This is a genomic window from Burkholderia theae, from assembly GCF_048565265.1.
GTDB classification, from domain to species: Bacteria; Pseudomonadota; Gammaproteobacteria; order Burkholderiales; family Burkholderiaceae; genus Burkholderia; species Burkholderia theae.
In genome coordinates this window covers 927401-946709 of record NZ_CP183461.1, presented here as the reverse complement: position 1 = coordinate 946709, position 19309 = coordinate 927401, and the positions used below count along the sequence as shown (strand labels likewise).

Annotated in this window: 14 protein-coding genes; 3 read left to right on the top strand and 11 right to left on the bottom strand. The window is 59.4% G+C overall.

Features of this window, described 5'->3' with window-relative positions; genetic code table 11:
* Positions 1 to 72: 72 nt before the first annotated feature.
* A complete protein-coding gene (locus ACN22W_RS04385) occupies positions 73 to 243 on the bottom strand; it encodes a rubredoxin (protein ID WP_004186709.1) in 171 nt (56 codons plus the stop codon).
* 254 nt (positions 244 to 497) lie between these two features.
* Between ACN22W_RS04385 and ACN22W_RS04380 the strand changes: the two genes are divergently transcribed.
* Positions 498 to 1364: a hydroxymethylpyrimidine/phosphomethylpyrimidine kinase gene (locus ACN22W_RS04380; protein WP_048251533.1), complete on the top strand. Its 867-nt coding sequence runs from the start codon at positions 498 to 500 to the stop codon at positions 1362 to 1364.
* Between the two features lie 144 nt (positions 1365 to 1508).
* Here the strand turns inward: ACN22W_RS04380 and groL are convergent, their stop codons facing one another.
* The 4 genes from groL to ACN22W_RS04360 all read right to left on the bottom strand — a co-directional run bounded on the left by groL (position 1509) and on the right by ACN22W_RS04360 (position 5681).
* Positions 1509 to 3149, bottom strand: a complete 1641-nt coding sequence (gene groL, locus ACN22W_RS04375; protein ID WP_047899968.1) for a chaperonin GroEL — start codon at positions 3147 to 3149, stop codon at positions 1509 to 1511.
* Positions 3150 to 3195: 46 nt separating this feature from the next.
* Positions 3196 to 3489 carry a co-chaperone GroES gene (gene groES / locus ACN22W_RS04370; RefSeq protein ID WP_048251535.1) on the bottom strand — a complete coding sequence of 98 codons (294 nt, stop codon included), beginning with the start codon at positions 3487 to 3489 and terminating at the stop codon, positions 3196 to 3198.
* 798 nt (positions 3490 to 4287) lie between these two features.
* Complete coding sequence (locus ACN22W_RS04365) at positions 4288 to 5091, bottom strand: response regulator transcription factor (protein WP_419687368.1); 804 nt, start codon at positions 5089 to 5091, stop codon at positions 4288 to 4290.
* A gap of 233 nt (positions 5092 to 5324) precedes the next feature.
* On the bottom strand, positions 5325 to 5681 hold the full coding sequence (locus ACN22W_RS04360) for a hypothetical protein (RefSeq protein ID WP_419686412.1): 357 nt from the start codon (positions 5679 to 5681) through the stop codon (positions 5325 to 5327).
* Between the two features lie 168 nt (positions 5682 to 5849).
* On the opposite strand from ACN22W_RS04360, the gene ACN22W_RS04355 reads away from it, so the two are divergent.
* Positions 5850 to 6533, top strand: coding sequence for a GntR family transcriptional regulator (locus ACN22W_RS04355; protein ID WP_412022363.1), 684 nt, complete (start codon positions 5850 to 5852; stop codon positions 6531 to 6533).
* Positions 6534 to 6699: 166 nt separating this feature from the next.
* Here the strand turns inward: ACN22W_RS04355 and ACN22W_RS04350 are convergent, their stop codons facing one another.
* From ACN22W_RS04350 to ACN22W_RS04340, 3 genes are all read right to left on the bottom strand, one after another.
* Positions 6700 to 7524, bottom strand: coding sequence for an EAL domain-containing protein (locus ACN22W_RS04350; RefSeq protein ID WP_419686410.1), 825 nt, complete (start codon positions 7522 to 7524; stop codon positions 6700 to 6702).
* Positions 7525 to 7616: 92 nt separating this feature from the next.
* Positions 7617 to 13622 carry an ESPR-type extended signal peptide-containing protein gene (locus tag ACN22W_RS04345; protein ID WP_419687366.1) on the bottom strand — a complete coding sequence of 2002 codons (6006 nt, stop codon included), beginning with the start codon at positions 13620 to 13622 and terminating at the stop codon, positions 7617 to 7619.
* A gap of 689 nt (positions 13623 to 14311) precedes the next feature.
* Positions 14312 to 14620, bottom strand: a complete 309-nt coding sequence (locus tag ACN22W_RS04340) for an H-NS family nucleoid-associated regulatory protein (RefSeq protein ID WP_419686408.1) — start codon at positions 14618 to 14620, stop codon at positions 14312 to 14314.
* Positions 14621 to 15099: 479 nt separating this feature from the next.
* Here ACN22W_RS04340 and ACN22W_RS04335 point away from each other — a divergent pair, with 479 nt between their 5' ends.
* On the top strand, positions 15100 to 15810 hold the full coding sequence (locus tag ACN22W_RS04335) for a response regulator transcription factor (RefSeq protein WP_343493045.1): 711 nt from the start codon (positions 15100 to 15102) through the stop codon (positions 15808 to 15810).
* A gap of 90 nt (positions 15811 to 15900) precedes the next feature.
* On the opposite strand, the gene ACN22W_RS04330 is transcribed toward ACN22W_RS04335, so the two are convergent.
* From ACN22W_RS04330 to ACN22W_RS04320, 3 genes are all read right to left on the bottom strand, one after another.
* Positions 15901 to 16071: a hypothetical protein gene (locus ACN22W_RS04330; RefSeq protein ID WP_419686405.1), complete on the bottom strand. Its 171-nt coding sequence runs from the start codon at positions 16069 to 16071 to the stop codon at positions 15901 to 15903.
* A gap of 244 nt (positions 16072 to 16315) precedes the next feature.
* Positions 16316 to 16453: a hypothetical protein gene (locus tag ACN22W_RS04325; RefSeq protein ID WP_165843599.1), complete on the bottom strand. Its 138-nt coding sequence runs from the start codon at positions 16451 to 16453 to the stop codon at positions 16316 to 16318.
* A 560-nt stretch (positions 16454 to 17013) separates the two neighbouring features.
* The gene (locus tag ACN22W_RS04320; protein ID WP_419686403.1) at positions 17014 to 18576 is read right to left on the bottom strand and encodes a tetratricopeptide repeat protein; all 1563 of its coding nucleotides are present in this window, start codon (positions 18574 to 18576) and stop codon (positions 17014 to 17016) included.
* Between the last annotated feature and the right edge of the window lie 733 nt (positions 18577 to 19309).

Below are 19309 nucleotides of genomic sequence, written 5' to 3'. Positions count from 1 at the left end.
GCGCGAACCTCGGCGCGCGAGCGCCGGGCCGATGCGAGGCCTGAGCGGTGTGTCCGTGGGCCAAGGGTCCGGTCAGATCTGGACCATCTCGAAGTCTTCCTTGCGGGCGCCGCATTCGGGACACGTCCAGTTGATCGGGACGTCTTCCCAGCGCGTGCCCGGGGCAATGCCCTCTTCCGGCAGCCCGGCTTCTTCGTCGTAAATCCAGCCACAAATCAGGCACATCCAGCTCTTGTATTCCATCTTAAGCCGCGTCGGGAAAGTCGGTAAATTCGGGAGCCATGATGGTACCGTGTCGGGGCCGGACTGCCTAGCGATCACGCTGGAGTACGGCAACTACGTTGCGCTGCGCTAAAAAATCCGTCGTGCAGGCCGGATTACGCCGCATAATGGCTGAAAAGTGCGGCCTGCCGGGCAACACAGGGCCGAAAAAGCCCATTTCGCCTCGCCGTCCGCATACCCGTCGCTTTCCCGTTTTTCTCTTGCCCCATTTTTACATGTCCAGCAACGCCCCTCCGATCGTCCTCACCTTCGGCCTGTCCGATCCCACCGGCGGCTCCGGCCTCCAAGCCGATCTGATGACCCTGGCGAGCATGGGCTGTCACGGCGTGTCCGTCCTGACGGGCTACACCGTGCGCGACTCGGCCGCCTGCGACGAAGTGACCGGCCTCGATCCCGACGTCGTCGCCGCCCAGGCGCGCATGCTGCTCGAGGACATGCCGGTCGCCGCGTTCAAAATCGGCGCGGCGACGCGCGCGGAAGTCGTGAGCGCGATCGCCGAGGTCGTCGCCGACTACGACGGCGTGCCGCTCGTGCTTGCGCCGGACTTCACGCTCGACGACGAACACGTGCTGGCCGCCGACGACCTGCGCGAATCGATCGCCGACCTGCTGGCCCCCCAGACGACGCTGCTGGTCGCCGACTACGCGACGCTGATCGCGCTCGCGCAGCCGGACGGCGATGCCGAGGCGCCGAATCTCGACGCGGCCGTGTCGCACCTGCTGTCGCAGGGTTGCGAGTACATCCTGTCGTCCGAAATGGGCTCGCACCGGCTCGTCAACACGCTGTACGGCGAGGAAGGCCAGCTCCGCGAGGACATGTGGGATCGCTCGCCGCACCGGCTGATGGGCATCACCGACACGCTCGGCGCTGCGATCGCGGCGCTGCTCGCGAACGGCCAGGAGCCGCCCGAAGCGGTCCGCGAGGCGCAGGAGTACCTGTACCAGGCCGTGCGCGACGCGTTCCGGCCCGGCATGGGTGCGCATATGCCCGACCGGTTCTTCTGGGCGCGCAGCAACGAAGACTCGGACACGCCGCCGGCCACGAAGGTCGACCCGGTGCCGAGGACGTCGCACCGGCATTGAAGCGCGCGCGGCGGGCCTGAACGCCGGCCCGCGCGTGCAGCGAATCCCGTGCGCAAATAAAAAAAGACCCGCATCGCTGCGGGTCTTTTCTTTTGGCTGGAACGCGCATCGCTGCGCGCTCCGGACACCATCGACCGAAGTCGATTACATGTCCATGCCCATGCCGCCCATGCCGCCCGGCATGCCGCCAGCCATCGGTGCATCTTCCTTCGGCAATTCTGCAACAGCTGCGTCCGTCGTCAGCAGCAGGCCTGCAACCGAAGCTGCGTTCTGCAGTGCGGTACGCGTGACCTTGGTCGGGTCGACGACGCCGGCTTCGACCATGTCGACGTACTCGCCCGTCGCTGCGTTGTAGCCGTAGTTGCCATTGCCTGCAGCAACTGCCGCCACCACGACGCTGGCTTCTTCGCCGCCGTTCGTGACGATCTGGCGCAGCGGCTCTTCCATGGCGCGCAGCACGATCTTGATGCCGGCGTTCTGGTCGGCGTTCAGGCCGGTCAGGCCTGCGATCGCGGTGCGAGCGCGGATCAGCGCAACGCCGCCGCCTGCCACGATGCCTTCTTCCACAGCTGCGCGCGTTGCGTGCAGTGCGTCTTCGACACGTGCCTTCTTTTCCTTCATTTCGACTTCGGTCGCAGCACCGACCTTGATCACTGCCACGCCGCCGGCCAGCTTGGCCACGCGCTCTTGCAGCTTTTCACGGTCGTAGTCCGACGTCGCTTCTTCGATTTGCGCGCGCACTTGCTTCACGCGTGCTTCGATGTTCACGGCTTCGCCTGCGCCGTCGATGATCGTCGTGTTTTCCTTGCCCACTTCGATACGCTTCGCCTGGCCCAGTTCTGCCAGCGTTGCCTTCTCGAGCGTCAGGCCGGTTTCTTCCGCGACGACTTGACCGCCGGTCAGGATCGCGATGTCTTCCAGCATCGCCTTGCGACGATCGCCGAAGCCCGGTGCCTTGACCGCAACGGTCTTCAGGATGCCGCGGATGTTGTTGACGACCAGCGTTGCGAGCGCTTCGCCTTCGACGTCTTCAGCGATGATCAGCAGCGGACGGCCAGCCTTCGCGACTTGCTCGAGTACCGGCAGCAGATCACGGATGTTCGACACCTTCTTGTCGTGCAGCAGCACGAACGGGTTGTCGAGGACGGCGACTTGCTTGTCCGGGTTGTTGATGAAGTACGGCGACAGGTAGCCGCGGTCGAATTGCATGCCTTCGACGACGTCGAGTTCGTCGGCCAGCGACTTGCCGTCTTCGACGGTGATCACGCCTTCCTTGCCGACCTTGTCCATCGCTTCAGCGATGCGATCGCCGATCGACGAATCGCTGTTCGCCGAGATCGAGCCGACCTGCGCGATTTCCTTGTTCGTCGTGCACGGCTTGCTGATCTTCTTCAGCTCTTCGACAGCCGCTGCGACTGCCTTGTCGATGCCGCGCTTCAGGTCCATCGGGTTCATGCCCGATGCGACGTACTTCATGCCTTCGCGAACGATCGATTGCGCGAGGACGGTTGCCGTCGTCGTGCCGTCGCCTGCGTTGTCGCTGGTCTTGGAAGCGACTTCCTTGACCATTTGCGCGCCCATGTTCTGGAGCTTGTCCTTCAGCTCGATTTCCTTCGCGACCGACACACCGTCCTTGGTGACCGTCGGGCCGCCGAAGCTGCGCTCGAGCACCACGTTGCGGCCCTTCGGACCCAGCGTGACCTTGACTGCGTTGGCGAGAATGTTCACGCCTTCGACCATCTTCGAACGGGCGGAATCGCCGAATACGACGTCTTTAGCTGCCATCTTCTAACTCCTTGAATTCTTGGGAATATGTACCGTCGGAGGACGCTTAGTTAGCGTTGACCACGGCCATGATGTCTTCTTCGCGCATGACCAGCAGTTCCTGGCCGTCGACCTTCACGGTCTGGCCTGCGTACTTGCCGAACAGGACGCGATCGCCGACCTTCACGTCGAGCGCGATCTGTGCACCCTTGTCGTCACGCTTGCCCGGGCCGACCGCGAGGATCTCGCCTTGATCCGGCTTTTCAGCAGCGGCTTCGGGGATCACGATGCCCGAGGCGGTCTTGGTTTCCTGATCCAGGCGCTTGACGATCACGCGATCGTGCAAAGGACGAAGGTTCATATTCACTCCTCTCTTGACTGAGATTGAAGAACGCTTAGGGAATCTGCCCGGCAAATCGCCCGGCAGAGAATTGTTAGCACTCTCGTGCAGCGAGTGCTAATTATATGGACGGGTTTTGACAAATTCAAGAAGGGGACCCGGAGGATTTTTCCGGGCAGGCGGGGGGCGCTCGGCGCCGAGCTTCGTTCGCGTGAGATTGGGCGTGAGGCGACGTGGAAGAGGCCGGATCAACGGAAATATATCGAGCAAAAACAATAGCCTAGCAAAAACCATGAGCGACGGCGGCGGTATCCGCGAGGATAGCAGGAGTCGCCTGTTCGGTTCATCTCCATGGCCATGCAGCAGCGGTTGCGACACCTCGGGGATTCCCGTACATCCCGAGCGAGCACTGTCGAAACAAATAGGGTGCAAACGTATATTCGCGATCAACGCGCAGGCAGCGCGTCACGACGCCCTCCTCTCAGGATCGGAGCAGTTTGTCGCTTCACCGCGTCGCAGTCGACGCTTGACGGGCAGTCGTGAACTGCCTGATCGACCATGCATCGGCCGGAAGGACGAATGTCATCTCCCGAGCGAGGTCGGCCGGTTGCCTGTGAGAAAGCAACCGGCCCCGAAGCCGCCTGTTGGCGGAATGGTCAACATGCACTGCCGTGCGAGATCCGGACGATCTGTTCGTCGACCGGTCACCCATCGCATTCGTCTTGTCGCAGGGTCAGGTCGCGGGGATCTCGCTCGCCAAATCATCACGAGGAACCCCGCGGATCACTTTCACTGCACACCCCTCATTCACCGGACGAATCACGCGGCATTTTTAAAGCAGCGCACGGAAGCGGCGCCCTCAGTCATTCCTCCCCGCGCGACCTGACCAGGGACCATGAAATTCTCCGCCATCGACAAATCGTCGACCATATCGAGCCGATAGCCGTGCGTATACACAGCGCTCAATTGAAAGCCGTTTTCCGGACGAAGCGCCAATTTCTGACGAAGTCGATAGATGTGCGTGTCAAGGCTTCGCGACGTGCCATCCAGTGCCCGCCCCCATGCCAACGTCGACAAGGAATCCCGGGAGACTACGTTTCCAAGATTATTGAACAGGCAACTCGCCAAGGAAAATTCCTTCGCGGTCAAATCGATGTTTTTGCCGTGCAGGGTAATCGTGCGCATAAGCGGATTCACGACATACGCCCCAACCTCCACTCTATTATCGGCTTTTTTATTTCGACCGCTTCGACGCAGCAGCGCATTGATTCGAGCCATCAACTCGATCTCACGAAAGGGCTTGCCAATGTACTCGTCGGCTCCGGCATCCAGCGCAGCGGCGATATCCGCCTCCAGCGTTCTCGCCGCCAGAAATAAAACGACGGGCGCGTCTCCAAGATTGGCTCGAATCCAGTGCAACAAATTCAGACCGCTGGCGTCCGGGATTCTCCAGTCAAGCACCACGAGCTCCACGGCTTTCTTTCTCAGAAACTGAACGGCTCGCGCACTATCGCATGCCACCGAAATTTCCCGGTTTGACCCTCGCAGCGCCTTTTCAAATGCTGACGCCTGACCCGGATCTCCTTCCACTAACAGGATACTCATAACACCCCCAGCCTTCATCGACACGATTAATTTTCAGACCACTCCAATCGATCGCCCGAACATGCAAACACAAATTTAATATTTTTAACCACTACCGAGCGATTGAAATCTTCCTCACTCAAACTTCAACTTCAACTTCAAATCAACTCATAACGGACCCATTCGATCCGATACAACACAACCCGAGCGGACACCTGCACATTTTTTCGTGCATTCCCATATCGATAAAAGTAAATTCGGCGCCCTTTATTTCAAACAGTACGTGCTCGGCGACGAGCGTGGAAGTCTTGCTGCACCCATCGAAGTTCTCCATGGGCAGATAGCGGGTCTTTTCGCCCCCATTTCGCGCGTGACGCCGACTTTGCTTGCCGACCATTCACCCGGAGCCCTGCGGCTGCAATCACGCAGGTGAACACCCGTTCGCGAATGTCGAATGCGATTCCGATGAAGCCGCACTCACCGGGCCAGCCAATCATCACGAGAACGCCAGGCACTCTGGCACCGATATCAGGGACGCTCATGTCGACCTCGGTAGCGATCGGCGAATTGGGCAGATCCATCGGCGTCCGGCACGACGCCGCATTGTCTTCGCCCAATTCGTCCAACAAGTATGTCACTCAGATGTTACTGACATATCAGTAGGATATCGAGACGCGTGCCAAAGGTCAAAGCGGGTAAACCCGTTCGCCAACATTGACCCCTTTAGCAGCGAGTTGAAAACGGGGGGTGACCACGCTAATATGTTAGTAATATTTTTTTGCTGGATCACCGGACCCATGAACGGACTGACGGGTAGCACCCTTGCCGAACAGGCTCATCAGAAACTTGAAGAACTGATCGTGACGCTCGAGCTTGCGCCCGGCAGTGTCTGGTCGGAGGCATCCCTCGCGGAGAAACTCAATACGGGGAGAACGCCTGTTCGCGAGGCCGCACAACGACTGGCTGCTTCGCATCTGCTTCAGATCGTGCCGCGTCACGGCATCATGATCACGGTCCCGAACATTCATGATCAGTTGCTCGTGCTCGAAACACGCCGCGAACTCGAGCGCCTTATCGCACGGCGCGCTGCACGGCGCGCATCCCCCGAGGAGCGCGAGGCGCTCCGTAAAATCGCGGACAAACTCGAAGCGGCAGGCGAATCACAAGACATCGTTGCCTACTTGAGAAGCGTGTACACCGCCAATCAACTGATCGCACAGTGCTCACGAAATCGGTTCGCTTCCGAGGCGATTGCACCGTTGTATGCGTTGTCCCGACGTTTTTACTTTATGTATCACAAACGGTTGAATGATCTGCCGTCAGCAAGCCTGCAGCACACGAGAGTCGCGCGTGCAATAGCTGACGGTAACGAACAGGAAGCCGAGCTCGCGTCGGATATGATGCTGGACTATATCGAAGCGTTTACGCGGGACTGCTTTACCCTCGACTTCGAACCCAATCATTCACGCATTGCAGTCTGACATGCTCTCGACGAACTGAGGGCGCCCCAGTCGGAGATATACCGCGCAGGCTCAATCGCGCACATGGCGATGTCGGCGAAACACCGTCGATCTCGAACAGACATGGTGGAATTACCGTCGACGTCGAACAGCCGCACCGAGCAAGACGTCGACAACCACTCGTCATTCAACACAGAATTCCGCGCCGTTCAATCAACCCGTCGACCTGCTCCTCCCGGACGGGCTCGGATATGTAATATCCTTGGCAATCAATTTGCGTCATTTCGCTCAGCCACTCGAACTGAGCCTCGGTTTCGACGCCTTCGATCACAACACGCTTCTTCAAGCGGCGCCCGAGCTCGACGAGCGTTTCCACCATGGCCCGCGATTCGATATTTTCATGGATATCGCACATGAAGGATCGATCCAGCTTGAGCGTATCGACTGCCAGGCGATGCAATTTGGTCAGCGACCAACACCCTGAACCGAAGTCATCGATCGCAACACTCACCCCCATGTTCCGGATCGAAGCGATGGCAGTTGCGAGCGTCTCGATTGGGCCCGGGTCGATGGATTCCGTGAGTTCGATTTGAAGATTCCCGGCACGAACCGCATGGGAATCGAGAATCGAGGACAGTCTTTTTTCCGCTCCCGGCCGCGTAATTTCACGGGCAGGCAAATTGACAGACAGCGACAAGCCACCATATCCGAGAGCAGCCCAACTGGCGAGCACCCGCGCGGATTCCGTCATGACGTAATCGGTGAACTGGCTCGTCAGATAGGAATCTTCGACAAGATCAATGAATGCCGATGGCATCAACACACCATGTTCCGGATGATGCCAGCGTATCAACGACTCGAACCCGGACAGCAATCCGGCCTCAAGGCGGAGCTTTGGCTGATACACGAAAAAGAATTCTTTCCGGGTCAGCCCAAGTTCCGCGTCGTCGACAAGATCATCATAATTGCGATGCACTGTCGTACTGTCCAAAGCGATCTCCAATGCACGCACATCAGATTTTCCAGTGCCTGCTGACACAGCCTTAGGGTCGCCCGGGCTTGCCGCTGCCCGGGCTTTCCGTCAGTCAGTGCATGAACACGCGACTACTTCCACTGATACAGCATGCCGGCACCGATCACCCGCTGGCCACCGCTGAAACCGCCGTTGATCGACGCCTTCAGGTTGTCGGTGATACGTGCCTGCATGTTGACCGCCATCGCCTTCTGGCCGAGGAAGGTTGACGTACCGACGCCCATGCCGAAGTTGGCGTCGCGATCGAGCTGCGGGATCGACGCCATCGCGCCAACGGCCGCGATACCCTGCTTCGCCATCTGGTCGGTCTGCTGCAATTGCGAACCCAGCGAGTTGATCTGCGCCTGCTGGCCTGACAGCGCCGTCGACAGCGTCGACTGCACCGCATTGAGCTGGTTCACGTTGACCGCGTCGGTGCCCTGCGTACCGGGCGCCACGTTGATGATCTGGCGCTGCTGCGTATCGCTGCCGACCGACACCACGTTCGAGCGGCCGCCGTCCGTCGAATTCGCACCGATCGCCACCGAGTTCGAGCCCGCTGTGACGGTCGGCTTGTCGGAGCCGGTACCGTTCATGTCGGCCGCGACGCCGGCAGCGTTCGTCGTATTCGTCGTCATCAACGTGGACAGCTGACTCAACTGGTTGTTGATGTTCGTCACGCCGGTCGACAGCGACGCCACGTTGTTGTTCGTCGTGCTCAGGCCGGTGGACAGCGAGCCGATGCCGGCCGCCGTCGACGTCGACAGCGCGTTGATCGCGGTCGAGGTCGAGGTGGACAGCGAGGACACGTTGCTGTTGGTCGAACTCAGGCCCGTCGACAGCGAGTTGATACCCGTCGACAGCGATGCGACGTTCGTTGCGGTCGACGTCGACAGGGTGTTGACCGCCTGGTTCGTCGCGTTCAACTGGCTGCCGTTGATCGCGTCCGTGCTGGTGGCCGAGACCTGGCCGGCAGCGACGTTCGTGATCTGGCGTTCCGCGCCCGGCGCACCGACGCTCAAAACGCCCACCGGACTGGTGCCGAAGACCGGATACGTGACGCCGCCGACCGTGACGCTCGACACCGCGACCGCGTTGCCGGTAACCGAGTTCGCGCCGAGCGCGATCGAATTGGCGACGTTCGCGGTGGCGTTCGAACCGAACGCGAGTGCGTTGGTGGCGCTGGCCGTGGCGCCCGAGCCGTAGGCCTGCGCGCCGATGGCGCTGGCCGTGGCCTGGTTGCCGAGTGCGATCGTGTTGTCCGCGGTGGCCTGGCTCGAGTTGCCGAATGCAAGCGCGCTGTTGCCGGTTGCCGTGCTCGCGTTGCCGAGCGCCACTGCGCCGGTGCCGGTCGCCGTGTCGTTCGCCCCCATCGCGACTGCGCCGGTGCCCGTCGCGACGCTCGGGTCGCCGATCGCAACCGCGCCGTCGCCACTCGCGGTGTTGCCCGAGCCGATCGACACAGCCTTGCCGCCTGTTGCCGAAGCGCTTTGACCGATTGCGACCGCGCCGTTCGATTGCGCGTTCGAGCCGTTGCCGACCGCGACACTGCTTGCGCCCGCCGCGGTGGCGCCGACGCCGGCGGCCAGCGAGTAGAGGCCGGTCGCAGCGCTGTTGGCGTAGTTCGCCGATTGCGTACCACCGTCGTTGACGCTGTAGTAATGCGTTTTCGCGGCTTCGATCGCGGTCGAGGTCGACGTGGACAGCGACGTCATCGAACTGTTGGTCGAACTGAGGCCCGTGGACAAGGAACCGATGCCGGTCGACGTCGAGGTGGACAGCGACAGGATCGTGCTGTTGGTCGAGCTGAGGCCGGTGGACAGCGAGCTGATGCCCGTCGACGTTGACGTTGACAGCGACGAGATCGAGCTGTTCGCGGACGAGAGCCCCGTCGAAGTCGACGTGGACAGCGAGGAAATCGAGCTGTTGGCCGATGACAAGCCGGTCGACGTGGAAGTCGACAGCGACGACACCGTGCTGTCAGTCGAGCTCAAGCCGGTCGACAGCGAGCTGATGCCCGTCGAGGTCGACGTGGACAACGAAGAAATCGAGCTGTTGGCCGACGACAAACCGGTCGACGTCGAAGTCGACAGCGACGACACCGAGCTATTAGTCGAACTCAGACCGGTCGACAGCGAGCTGATGCCCGTCGAAGTCGACGTGGACAACGAAGAAATCGAGCTGTTGGCCGACGACAGGCCAGTCGACGTCGAAGTCGACAGCGACGACACCGAGCTATTAGTCGAACTCAGGCCGGTCGACAGCGAGCTGATGCCCGTTGAAGTCGACGTGGACAACGAGGAGATCGAGCTGTTGGCCGACGACAAACCGGTCGACGTCGAAGTCGATAGCGACGACACCGAGCTATTAGTCGAACTCAGACCGGTCGACAGCGAGCTGATGCCCGTCGAAGTCGACGTGGACAGCGAGGAAATCGAGCTGTTGGCCGATGACAAGCCGGTCGACGTCGAAGTCGACAGCGACGACACCGTGCTATCCGTCGAACTCAGGCCGGTCGACAGCGAACTGATGCCCGTCGAAGTCGACGTGGACAACGAGGAGATCGAGCTGTTGGCCGATGACAAGCCTGTCGAGGTCGAGGTCGACAGGGACGACACCGAGCTGTTGGTCGAGCTCAGGCCGGTGGACAGCGAGCTGATGCCCGTTGAAGTCGACGTGGACAACGAAGAGATTGAGCTGTTGGCCGACGAAAGGCCGGTCGACGTCGAAGTCGACAGCGACGACACCGTGCTATCCGTCGAACTCAGGCCGGTCGACAGCGAACTGATGCCCGTCGAAGTCGACGTGGACAACGAGGAGATCGAGCTGTTGGCCGACGACAAGCCCGTCGACGTCGAAGTCGACAGCGACGTGATCGAGCTGTTCGCGGACGACAGGCCCGTCGAGGTCGAAGTCGACAGCGAAGAAATCGAGCTGTTGGCCGACGACAGACCAGTCGACGTCGAAGTCGACAGCGACGACACCGTGCTATCCGTCGAGCTCAGGCCCGTCGACAACGAGCTGATGCCCGTCGAGGTCGACGTGGACAGCGAAGAAATCGAGCTGTTAGCCGACGACAAGCCGGTCGAAGTCGAAGTCGACAGCGACGTGATCGAGCTGTTCGCGGACGACAGGCCCGTCGAGGTCGAAGTCGACAACGAAGAAATCGAGCTGTTGGCCGACGACAGACCGGTCGACGTCGAGGTGGACAGCGACGTGATCGAGCTGTTCGCGGACGACAGGCCCGTCGAGGTCGACGTGGACAACGAGGAAATCGAACTGTTGGCCGACGACAAACCGGTCGAGGTCGAAGTCGACAGCGACGACACCGTGCTATCCGTCGAGCTCAGACCGGTCGACAACGAGCTGATGCCCGTCGAAGTTGACGTGGACAGCGAGGAGATCGAGCTGTTCGCGGACGACAGACCCGTTGAAGTCGACGTGGACAGCGAAGAAATCGAGCTGTTGGCCGACGAGAGGCCCGTCGAGGTCGACGTAGACAGCGAAGAGATCGAGCTATTGGCCGACGACAAACCGGTCGACGTGGAAGTCGACAGCGACGACACCGAGCTATTGGTCGAGCTCAGCCCCGTCGACAACGAGCTGATGCCCGTCGACGTCGACGTGGACAGCGAAGAAATCGAGCTGTTGGCCGACGAAAGGCCGGTCGACGTCGAAGTCGACAGCGACGTGATCGAACTGTTCGCCGACGACAGGCCCGTCGAGGTCGAAGTCGACAGCGACGACACCGTGCTATCCGTCGAACTCAGGCCAGTGGACAGTGAGCTGATGCCTGTCGAGGTCGACGTGGACAGCGAAGAGATCGAGCTGTTAGCCGACGACAAGCCGGTCGACGTCGAGGTCGACAGCGACGTGATCGAGCTATTCGCGGACGACAGGCCTGTCGAGGTCGACGTCGACAGCGACGAAATTGAGCTGTTGGCCGACGACAACCCGGTCGACGTCGAAGTCGACAGCGACGACACTGTGCTGTTAGCCGAGCTCAGACCAGTTGACAGCGAGCTGATGCCCGTCGAAGTCGACGTAGACAACGAAGAAATCGAGCTGTTGGCCGACGACAGACCGGTCGACGTCGAGGTCGACAGCGACGTGATCGAGCTATTCGCGGACGACAGGCCCGTCGAGGTCGACGTCGACAAAGAAGAAATCGAACTGTTAGCCGACGACAACCCGGTCGACGTCGAAGTCGACAGCGACGACACCGAGCTGTCGGTCGAGCTCAGCCCCGTCGACAGTGAGCTGATACCCGTCGAAGTCGACGTGGACAGCGACGAAATCGAGCTGTTGGCCGACGAGAGGCCGGTCGAGGTCGAGGTCGACAACGACGTGATCGAGCTGTTCGCGGACGACAGGCCCGTCGAAGTCGACGTAGACAACGAAGAAATAGAACTGTTCGCGGACGACAACCCGGTCGACGTCGAAGTCGACAGCGACGACACCGTGCTATCCGTCGAACTCAGGCCAGTGGACAGCGAGCTGATGCCCGTCGAGGTCGACGTGGACAGCGACGAAATTGAGCTGTTGGCCGACGAGAGGCCGGTCGAGGTCGAGGTCGACAACGACGTGATCGAGCTGTTCGAGGACGACAGGCCCGTCGAAGTCGACGTAGACAACGAAGAAATAGAACTGTTCGCCGACGACAACCCGGTCGACGTCGAAGTCGACAGCGACGACACCGTGCTGTTGGTCGAGCTCAGGCCAGTGGACAGTGAGCTGATGCCCGTCGAGGTCGACGTGGACAGCGAAGAAATCGAGCTATTGGCCGACGAGAGGCCGGTCGACGTCGAGGTCGACAGCGAGGTAATCGAGCTATTCGCCGACGACAGACCCGTCGAAGTCGACGTGGACAACGAAGAGATCGAGCTATTGGCCGACGACAAACCGGTCGAGGTCGAAGTCGACAGCGACGACACCGTGCTGTTGGTCGAGCTCAGGCCAGTGGACAGCGAGCTGATGCCCGTCGAGGTCGACGTGGACAGCGAAGAAATCGAGCTATTGGCCGACGAGAGGCCGGTCGACGTCGAGGTCGACAGCGAGGTAATCGAGCTATTCGCCGACGAAAGACCCGTCGAGGTCGACGTGGACAACGAAGAGATCGAGCTATTGGCCGACGACAAACCGGTCGAGGTCGAAGTCGACAGTGACGACACCGAGCTATTGGTCGAACTCAGCCCCGTCGACAGCGAGCTGATGCCCGTCGAGGTCGACGTGGACAGTGAAGAAATAGAGCTAGTGGCCGACGACAGACCCGTCGAGGTCGACGTAGACAACGAAGAAATCGAGCTGGTGGCCGACGACAGACCCGTCGAGGTCGACGTAGACAACGAAGAAATCGAGCTGGTGGCCGACGACAGACCGGTCGACGTCGAGGTGGACAGCGACGTGATCGAGCTGGTGGCCGACGACAGTCCGGTCGACGTCGACGTCGACAGCGACGTGATCGAGCTGGTGGCCGACGACAGGCCCGTCGAAGTCGACGTGGACAGCGAAGAAATCGAGCTGGTGGCCGACGACAGTCCGGTCGACGTCGACGTCGACAGCGAAAACAGCTGGCCGCCGTTGACCGCGTCCCCGCTGCCGGAGGCAACGGTACCGTTCGCAAGGTTGGTGATTTTATTACCGGACACGTTAACGTTGCTGCCACTCAGGATGATGCTCCCCGGGGCATTCAGCTGAATCGACTGCCCCGGCACCGAGCCAAACAAGCTCGGAGTTGCTGTCGTGGCGTTGTTGACAGTGATGTACGTGACCGTCGGGCCGGCTCCCGCACTGGTTGAGGGCGCACCTGACGCGCCGCCCATGTAGAGCGCGTCAGTAGTCGAGGTGCAGCCCATGTTGTAGCCGCTGGTGCCCGAGCCAGAGACGCCGTAGCCGGTTGCGTTTGCGCCGGAACAAACGGCAAATGCAGAGGCAAACGCTACGGTTGGCGCGAAAAATCCGCCCCCCAGCACCACGACAGCCAGCACCCGAACTGCGGCACTCGACCCTCCAGACTTCTTCCGCCCTGTCGCAATTTCCGACGCGGCCACATAGGTGCCCGTCTTCTCGCACCAGACGCTCTTGTAAACCTTGTTCATTTCGACCCTCTTCTTCTTCTGCTAACCCGTTCAGCACATCCACCCAAAAACAGCAGCGGCTCTTGTGAAAGAAAAAACTCGGCAGACTGGCGCCCGGGGAAACCCGTCCCCGACGACTTGCGCTCTTCCGCACTCAGCACCCAGACCGCCTTCGTTTTGAACGGCGGCTCGACATTCGTATTGCGTTGCCCTCGCTTGCTGCGGCCGTCATCTGCTCGCGTTTCCTGGATGACTTGTATTAGCGACGCTTGGTCTCTTCCCGCAGACACACCACTTCACCTACTCAAAAATCACGGAATTTGTTTCGATAGCATTCAGCATTGAGCAATCGACTTGACGAGCAATCTCGCCAATCGATCGACATTCCAATAGCTCCTGCACATGCGATTTATAAATTTTTGTTGAGCGCACACGTTTCCCGGCGCTCGTATCGACGCACCACCGTCCTTATCAGGTGAGCCACGACAGAAGCACCTCGGATAATCGAAGCCTTTTGAATTACATCAATGCAAATAAAACGAAGCGCCCCAGCTCACGACATCAACCATGATCACTGCGGCACCAGGATTGCCATGTCGATTGGCATGACAGCCCATTTATATTTCGATCCCGCCTGAAGCACCCCAAGCGACGCAAACACCTGGAGGCGCGGGACATCCGACCGTCACTTCACCGCGAGATCGAGCGCCTCAATCTTCACGATTAGAACTGGATATCTCGAACTGCTTGCGATCCTTGTCGCGAATCCACTCGGGCGCACGCCCTACCCCTGACCACGTCGCGCCACTGACAGGATCGAAGTAGCGCGGCCGCCGTTTGGTCGCCTGCCGCAGGACATCGACAGTAAAAATATCCTCTGGAACAAAACCGAACTCTCGAACGCAATACTTGATCTCGAGCAAAATCGCCTCCATGGCAATTCGTCGCTCCTCAGCGATCCGAGATTCCAGTTTCGATTTTGTATCAAGATACTCTCGATACGACTCCAGCTTGCTCATTGAGATAATTACAAACCGCCATTTGTCATCAAGAAAAATGTCGATCGAGTCGACAACCAGAAAACATCACGCGACTCGCTCCATTCTTCGTTACTTGTCGCGGCTGAATCGCAACGTCAACGACAGCCAATCATTATTTTCCGCACTGCCCCATGCACAATTCCAGCCACAAAAACATCCGGAGCGGACCCTACACCTGCTTCAACAATCCATATGTCGCATCGTATATCCGCGACGAGCATCGATTGACAACATTTGTCACACATTAATCGATCCCCAATTGATTCAATTCGTTCATAAAAGTTGACAAAAAGACTGTCGAGAAATGCCACTCTATTACGCAAATCAGACCTGCTACCCGGCCACGAGGAATCAAATCAGATCATTGCAATTTCCTTTCAAAACATTCGAAAAAGTCAATCAGCTCCAATGCAAGCAGGCATGCGCGGATTCGAGCAACACGATGAAAGATGGTGCCAATGAAAATTCTTGCCGTTGACGACGAGCCAGCACAGGCGGCGCTTCTCCGCGACACACTGATCGCCGAGGGGTTCGATGTACGGAGCGCCACCGCGGGCGCAGAGGCCATCCGGTTCCTCGAAACCGACACCGTCGATCTGGTCGTGCTTGACTGGAACTTGCCGGATATCTCCGGACTGGAAGTCCTCGCCTGGATTCGCACACGAATCGGCAGAGATCTCCCCGTGCTGTTCCTGACGAATCGCGTACGCGAGGACCAGCTCGTCGTCGCACTCGAGGCAGGTGCCGACGACTACATGGTCAAACCCATCCGTCGTCATGAATTGATCGCACGAGTGCGTGCTCTGCTGCGACGGGCCTATCCGGTGAATTCAAAGCCGGCATCGATCAATATTGGTCGTTACCGTCTGGATCTCGTAACCGAGACCGCGTTCTTGAGCGACGAGCCGATCAAACTGACATCTCGAGAATTCACGGTTGCCGTTGCGCTATTTCAGAATTGTGGCCGCGCAATGCCGCGAGACGCGCTGATCAAGTCGATCTGGGGGCGCCATAGCGACCATATTTCCCGCACGCTCGACACGCACATCTATCGTGTGCGATCCAAGATGCGTATCGGCCCCGAAAACGGTGTTCGGCTTCGCGCTGTCTACAATCACGGTTATCGGCTGGAGTTGCTCGATCCCAACCACACGCACGATGCGGAATAGCGGCTACCGTCACCCGCGCCAAAGACAACCCTACGTGACCGAGGAACTGTCACGCGTCGTTCCTGCCGGGTGAACACCGAGGGCTTGCAGTCAAGAAATGGCATCACCCTGACCGCCGCGCAAACCATGTGCTGGTTGCACGATACGGCAGCCGGCATCGATGATCGACGCGCCGTTGACCATGGTTTCCCTCTCTGCTGGTACCGCCAATTTCCAGGCGAGCGCCGTGACGCTCAGAATTCGATACAGGGAATGTTGCATTTTTCAACCTCACATCGGAACGTCGTCTCCGGCATCGGTACGATCGTGACCGGCACGGGAGACTGCACGAGCCGCCGTTACCGAGCCTGCTCGCGCGGCGGCCTGATGATCGGCTTCGTCGAGCCTTGAATCAGTCGAGACGCAAGTGGCATGGGCTCGCCATGTTTGGGGCGATCGGCTAGCCAGGCCACGCAGACGGCCAGCGCAATCGCGCTCCCCCACAATGTCAACAGAACACGCATCCTCACCTCACCTTCACCGGCTTGGCCGCCGCCTGCGTGATTTTCGCCCGCGGTTTCGGTACCGTTTCGAGGACGACCACCAGCGTCACGACAAGCCCGCAGATCAGAAGACCGCACATCCCGAGCATTGCTTTATTCATTTCTGCGCTCCCCCCTGCATCGTTTGACCGAATGCACCGATCGAGCCACTCGGGCGACCGCGCACGGACACTCGAATCACACCCGGAAGGCTCGACGCGATTCGATCGCCCGATGACCGGCCACAGAATGCGTCCTGGTGACGGTCGCGTCGCCGTTGATGCCGTCGATCGCGCTGAAGTTGCCATCGGCATGACGAGGCGCATCGGTCGTTGACTATCTCGAGTCCCGATGGCGAACCGAGCCTTTCGGCGATCCCTGAACGCATCCGCGGCGATATCACTTGTTGCCCACAAAGAGGTTCGTCGTTGATCTTCGGGGAAGAGGTCAGCTTCAATTTCTCACCATTCAATTAATCAGTAATGCAGAATAATCAGTGAAGAATCCGACTTCACCCAAGATACCGAAGCGTCATCAGATTGGAGCGGACTCTCGACGGTTCACGCGCTTGTGTCGCCCGGCCACAACTGGCCGGCAGTCGCCCGACACGGTCGCCTGAAATGCCCGAAAGCCGCCGGCCGGAATGACCCAGGAGACGGTTCCGCTTGCTCCATTTGATCGACTAGTCGTGCCGATACGCCCTCTCCGCCGACAAAGCCGTAGCGTTGAACTCCAGTTCAGACAAAACGCGCTCGATTACCTCGGTCCAGTTTCCGCGCGTGGTCTGAGTAAAGATTCGCATGCCGGGATACCACGGACTATCATCGCGGTTGCGCAACCAGCGCCAGCAGCCCGCATACCGGTTCAGTAACCACACGCGCTTCCCCATGGCTGCGGCCAGATGAGCGACCGAGGTGTCAACGGAAATGACGAGATCCAGCGCGTCGATGAGGGCTGCGGTATCGGCAAAATCGCTCACTTCGTGCATCCAGTCGACTACATGTGGATACTTCTCGTGGGATAGCGCTTTCGACATGTCATCTGCCTTCTGCAGACTGATCCAGTGCGCACCAGGCCACGCGAGCAATGGCGCCATCGTCTCCAGGCTAATACTGCGCCGGCGATCTTCAGCCATGCCCGAATGCCCTCCCGCCCAGACCACCCCGATGCGTGGCAAGGTGCCTGGCTGCAACGTTGCCACTTTCGATGACCATTTTCGCGACCGTCGCCGATCAGCGTGCAAATATGGCAAGTCGGCGGGAATGTTGTCTACTCGCGTTCCGAAGGCCATGGGCATCGACAGGAGCGGGCAATACCAGTCCCATCGAAGCGCGTTGAATGGCTTGTCTCCGAGCAGCGTCAGATTGGGCCACCGGGAACAGAGCGAATCGGTCAGCAACCGGCGCAGCGGTTTCGGGCATAAAAATCCAACTGCAGTGAAATGCCCGAGCGCCATTTCGAGATATCGGCAAAATTGCAGCGTATCGCCAAAGCCCTGCTCGGCCAAAACGAGCAGGCGGTTTTCGCCTGACGGCAGCGCTTGTCCCAGCCACCGGCGGATCGGCAAAGCAGGAGGCTTGATCCCGGCAGGCGAATCGCCCGCCCGAATGGTTTCCCATCGATGTTCGAAATATGGCCAGCCTTCCCTATAGTCGCCGGCGCGAAGCAATGCATGTCCGAGATTGGCGTGAGCCACGAGATCGTTTGGATTCAACGCGATTGCTTGACGATACGAATTTATCGCCAGGTCAACTTCCCCCAATTGACCGAGACACACTCCCATATTGCTATAAGCACCCGAATGCGTTGGATATCGCTCGATCGTGCGCCGACAAACATCGACGGCGTCTTCCGGCTTGTTATCTAGTGCCAAGGCCGAAAAAAGGTTATACATTAGCTTCGAAGTGTCCAGACCCGGCTGGCGATCTTCGGCAAACGCCAGACCGCTTCGCGCACTTGCTGCCGCTTGCGGATATGCCTTCAGTCGGATTTGCGCCGCGCACAGGCTATTGTAGAAAGCGGCGTCAGGAGCCACATCGATAGCCCGTACGAACCAGTTCTCGGCCTCCTCAACCCTATTCAACGACAAAGCGATCAGCCCTCTCAGATGCAGGACATCACCGCTTGACGGGTACGCCTTCAGAACCTCTTCGACGAGCTGAAGCGCGAGTTCAAGCTGGCCGATGTTGTAAGCGTCGATGGCCTTTTCATAGCACAACTGGATATCGTCGATATTCGTTTCCATAGGAACCCCGATCAGCAACCCACGGTAGTGAACGTTCCGCAGCGCAGTCCGGAATCGCGATATGGATGATGGATATCCACTATCGCCTCAATACCGAATAAACAATATCCAGAGATCGGTCTTGGCCGAACACCGTCCAAGGGAATCCCGCCCCCTGCCCCCCCACGATGAGAAAAAAACGCCAAGCGCGAGCTTGGCGAAAATCCGAGGGTTTGCGCTCTAGTGGACAGCGCAATTGCAATGCTACTCGTCGGTATGCGGCGAGATCTGAACGATTGTCACATTTAGGAATATTGATCACATCAGATATCCTGACCCCACGAAATGACGAGTAGCACCATGGCCTCAACATCGCTGCCGTGGACACCGCCGCCCCCAAAAACAGCTTCAACGAGCGAAGAGCACCCCACCGGAAGGCGTCATATCGGCAACATGATCGGTTCGAAATTGCATGAGTCACGACAGCGACAGCGGTAAAAACGCGCGAAAACAACAAAAGCCCCCTTTCAAAGCAAAACCGTGAAGCGCGCTACCCGGCCGGACCGGCCGCCCAACGGGACCCCATCAAAAAACCCGTGCCGGCGTCGATCCGACGCGCAGCAACACCGCCTTCGCGCTTGTCGGACGCCCCCTTGCGCCCTTCCGCTCGTATCCATCGGTCCGCGCACCACCATTCATTTTCATTACATAGATATTTACGTTTTACCTCTGCACCAAACAGCGTCCGCATAAA